2 protein-coding genes are annotated in these 4,104 nt (G+C 59.6%); both read right to left on the bottom strand.

Features of this window, described 5'->3' with window-relative positions:
* Positions 1-63: 63 nt before the first annotated feature.
* Positions 64-930: a recombinase family protein gene (locus LQ220_RS24660; protein WP_006961816.1), complete on the bottom strand. Its 867-nt coding sequence runs from the start codon at positions 928-930 to the stop codon at positions 64-66.
* Positions 931-1,072: 142 nt separating this feature from the next.
* Entirely contained in the window at positions 1,073-3,982 is a 2,910-nt protein-coding gene (locus LQ220_RS24655; RefSeq protein WP_006961814.1) for a Tn3 family transposase, read from the bottom strand.
* Positions 3,983-4,104 lie beyond the last annotated feature (122 nt).

Here is a 4,104-nt window from a genome sequence, read left to right as displayed (position 1 = left end):
GGCCCAGTCGGCCCGAAGCTGCGATTTTGGCCATGTTGAAGAACAAAGATTGAACATGGCGATCTACCAGGCTCGCTCTTGTCCTCCAATCTCGTAAACATCGGTCTCGATCGAGCACCTGTAGCTCTCTGCGATGTTGAACATCTCTGTCTGGAGAGATGCGATCTCATCATCGAGGCTGACGCCATCGGCACCCTGATCATAGGCGACGGTCAGCGTGTAATCGCAGTTCCCGGTCTTTTGCATCTGGTAATCCCGCTCCAGCATCGCCTCAATGCGCTCGCGAGCGGGCTTTCTGCCACGACCATGCTTGTTGAAGTTCTCGATGGTCAGATGCAGGGCGATGGTGACAGAAGGCGGCTTTTCCGGCAGCCCGATCCTTGAAGGAATGACGTCAAGCGCCCGATAGACGGTCATTCTTGAGATCTTGAGGTCGCGCGCGACGCTGGCCTTGCTCGCGCCGGCGGTGATCCGGCGTCGGATTTCATCGTCATCGATGTTTTTCTTCCGGCCTTTGTAGACGCCTTCGGCGCGCGCCGCCTCGATCCCGGCGCGCTGCCGGTCCTTGATGAACGTCAGTTCCATGTCCGCGACCATGCCCAGAATGGTGATCACCATCCGCCCCATGCTTCCGGCCGTCGTCACCTCCGGCTCAAGCACCCGCAATGAGGCTCCCTTCTGGTCGAGTTCATGAACCAGATTGAGAACATCGCGTGTGGAGCGACCGAGCCGATCGAGACGCAGGACGACGAGTTCGTCATCGGCGCGCAGGAACTGCATGATCGTCTCAAGCTCCGTGCGTCCAGTGCGCGATGCGCCCGAGCCTGTTTCGGAGCGGAGGATTTCACAGCCCGCTGCCTTCAACCGGGCAACCTGGATGTCGAGATCCTGGTCGATGGTGCTGACGCGGGCGTAGCCGACGCGGGTCATGGGCAAATCCGTCACATTAGGGTGGCTTTGCCCTCGTACAGTAACATTGGTGACGGAACCACCCTTTTGTGACATGTCGTATATGTCACTTCCGATCGTCACGTTCGGGTGCACCCAAATGGTGCGAGCGGAAAGGCCCCGGTCAGGCAGCAAGCCGCCCAAAATCGATCCGGCTATTCAGATCGAGGTCGAAGCGGCCATAAGGATTGACGTGGCTGTAAATCAGCGGTGTGAGGCCGCGATAATCATCCGGCGTCATCCGGCCCGTCCATTTCGGTTCCACCAGCACGCTCTGAAGCATTCGGGTGTTCACATAGACAAGCGACGCTTGCAGCAAATGTAGCGCCAGGACCGAGAGCTGCTGCTCATCGATGCGGTTAGTGGCGATCTCGCCGCCCTTGCCGAAGAAAACGAACCCATTGGCACTGTTCCAGTTTTCAACGACATTCAGGCCTTCATGAATTTCGCGGCGGAAGGACTCCTCGCGCAGATACCGGCACAGGAAGATCGTCTTGACCGCGCGGCCCAGCTCACTCAACGCCTTGTAGGTCGGGTGCATCACCTCGGAGCGGCTAAACCGGCGCAGGATCGCCTCCGGGTCGGCGGTTTTTGTCTGCATCGCGGCTGCATATTTGACCATCTCGTCATATTGCTGCTCGATCTCATCCCAGTTGATCGGACTGGAGAGGATCGGCTGCAAGTGGGGAAGCCGCGTTCGCATGCCGACATCGGGAAGAGCCAGCTTCTGGCGAGCGATCGCTTTCAGGCGGGGTGCAAGCTCAAATCCGAGAAGCCGGCAAAATGCAAAGCCAACCGCGCTTTGGCCATGACTATCAACATATTGTCGCTGGATTTCCATGTCGGTGCAATGGCGCAGCACGCCCTCGATCATGGAGGCGACCTCGGAGGAAGAGCAGCGCTTGAGCTGGGAATAGACGCATGTCGCGCGTCGTTCGACATGCCAGTAGATCATGACGCCCCGTCCACCATAACGCGCATGCCATTCCGTCATCAGGTTGCGATCCCAGGCTCCGAACTTTGTGGAATCTGACGCACAGGCCGTGCCGGCGTCCCCCCAGACTGCAGCATTGCGGATTGCCAGGGTCGCATTCGCAACCCTGGCACACGCCTCCTTGAGCGCCGCGGCATGAACGAAGCGGCGATGGACATGCAGCAGCTCTTCATAGCTGACATCGGGGGTGGCGCCGGCGATCCGCTTGAGCCCGGCATTCGTTCCCAGGCCGTAGAGGCATAGCAGGAGACGTTGATCCAGCGCGGTTTTCGGCAGTGCAACACGCGAGGCCGATGTTTCGAACGCTTCGAGAAGTCCCGTATCAAGGGCAGCCTCCTTCAGTACGTCGAGCAGCCCGGTCATCGGCCAGCGTTGGCCGATCTCGGTCTTGATCGAGGCGAGACCCCTGGGTTCGGGCAAGGGTTTGAACGGGGTGAGAGATATACGGTTCTCGCCGCGCCACAGCAGCCGAACCTTGTCGTTCCGGGGAATATTGGCATTGAGGAGCAACAGTTCCTGAGCAAGCTCTTCCCGGATGGCGCTTGAAAATGCACGCGCATCCGCCGTCAGGTTCAATCCTGTGTAATATGCTTCTCGCCGCGCATCGAAGTCCTTGGGAAGATCGTCATCGGGATTGCGGTATCGGTCCGCCCCGACAACCCAGATTTCCTTAGAACGGATGCGATCGCGCAGTTGCGCGAGGACACAAAGCTCATAACTGATCCGGTTTACGCGCCCCTCTTCATCAATGACGGAACTGCGCCATCTCGCCGGAATGACCTCGTCGACCGGCACTGCGTGCGGCGGCACGTAGCGGCATCCATCATCCACTTTGCTTCTGATCCAGTCCAGGGCCGCCAGCACCGGACGCCACACGGCGTTGTTCGACCGGAACTCCAGTGCCGAAAGCAGGCTTGGCAGCATACGGCGATAATGATTGGCCCATGACCTCCGCATCACCTTGTAGATCCGCCGATCCAAGGCGCCCTTTGCCTGGCTTTCCTTGATGATCGCCGCCAGTTTGTCCTTGCCGGCGATTGGGAAAATGACATCGCAGATGCGCCCGGATGGATCGTCGATCGAAGCGCTGGCAATCTCGACCAGGAGTCGCTCCTTGCCATAGACCCGCTCGATGTCTTTCGCGATATCGCCCACCACCTTGCGTTTCGAGCGCGATCCGATCTTATGGACCGTCTCGATCAGCAGGTCGACCATCGCATCCGTAAGCTGAGCTTCCCGCGCCATCAGATAAACGGCATAGAGCCCGAGCTGGCGCGCCGGTACATGCCGGCGCATCTCCGAGGCTTTCTCGCCGGCAACCCGGCGAACGATCTGATCGACCCATGCCTTGCCCGTGACCGATAGGAAATCTCGGGGAAGAGCAAGCCGTTGGATAAAGGCGAGTTTGGCGGTCACGCCAAGAATGTTTTCGAGCGTCGCCTGACCTGCATCCCCCTTCATCGTGTTGAAGCCGGTCGGGCCATCGGGATCGGCGAGCGAGGCTTCCAGCAAGGCGACCGCATCCGGCGCAAGCCGATCGCGGACTCGGGCCAACAGGGCCTCCAGATAGAGGTGTCGTTGCGAACGGACGAGGCGTTCCAGCTCCTTGCGCGACGGCCCATAGATACGGCGGTCGCGGCACCACAGGAAAACATGCTCGAGCATGGCATTGATCGGCTGCCCGCCCGCACAAAGATCGTCGGAAATCCACCTCGACAACGCCCTGCGATCCGTCTGCGTCATACGGCGGAACCCGAGATGCCGCAAAATCTCCGCGCAATGCCGGCGGGCGGTGCGCCCGGAAAAATCATAGTGGTTCACGGATTTGGCATCGAGACCAAGTTGCTCCGCCAGATACAAGACACCGTCGGAGGGTATCGACGCATGATCCGGCACAAAGAAGCCATGCCCGGCGAAAAATCTAAGCTGAACCGCCAATCCCAGTCGTGCCGTCTCCGCTTTGCCGGTCACGAACGCGATGTCCGAAAAACTCAGGCTCCAGGAGCCGATCAGATCCCCACTCGAAACGCCAAGGCTCATAACGCCGCTCCCTTATCGGAGCGGAACGTCGTTCCTCGCATGGGCGATCGTCAACAACAACCAGCCCGTTCCCGACGTGTTCTCCAAGATGACCAAAATCGCAGCTTCGGGCCGACTGGGCC

The sequence above is a fragment of the Sphingobium sp. CECT 9361 genome (assembly GCF_918741285.1).
In the GTDB taxonomy this organism is placed as follows: domain Bacteria; phylum Pseudomonadota; class Alphaproteobacteria; order Sphingomonadales; family Sphingomonadaceae; genus Sphingobium.
This window is presented reverse-complemented; position numbering and strand designations above follow the sequence as displayed.